Origin of the sequence: Streptomyces odontomachi, assembly GCF_024435355.1 — a bacterium.
Classification (GTDB): domain Bacteria; phylum Actinomycetota; class Actinomycetes; order Streptomycetales; family Streptomycetaceae; genus Streptomyces; species Streptomyces odontomachi.
Map to the genome: position 1 here is coordinate 1 of NZ_JAMJWG010000106.1, position 406 is coordinate 406.

Annotated in this window: 1 protein-coding gene; it reads left to right on the plus strand. The window is 69.0% G+C overall.

From position 1 onward, the window contains the following. On the plus strand, positions 1-406 hold a 406-nt coding region (locus NQO67_RS43575), incomplete at both ends, for a polyketide synthase dehydratase domain-containing protein (RefSeq protein WP_255956209.1).

Here is a 406-nt window from a genome sequence, read left to right on the forward strand (position 1 = left end):
TTCGTGGAGTTGGCGTTGCATGCGGGGTTGGTTGCGGGGTTGCCGCGGTTGGTGGAGTTGACGTTGCAGCAGCCGTTGGTGGTGCCGGGTGAGGGTGCGGTGGAGGTGCAGTTGGCGGTTGGTCCGGATGGGGTGGTGAGCGTGCATGCGCGGCCGCGGTCCGAGGGCGGCGGCGAGGCGTGGACGTTGCATGCGACGGGTGTGTTGGATGCGCAGGAGGTGGCGGAGCCGGAGCGGGTGGTGGTGTGGCCGCCGGCCGGGGCGGGGTCGGTCGCTGTGGCCGACTTCTACGACGTCTTGGCTGGTCAGGGGTATGGGTACGGTCCCTTGTTCCAGGGGTTGCGGGCTGCTTGGCGTGATGAAGCCGGGGTGTATGCGGAGGTCGTTCTGCCGGAGGAAGCCGGTG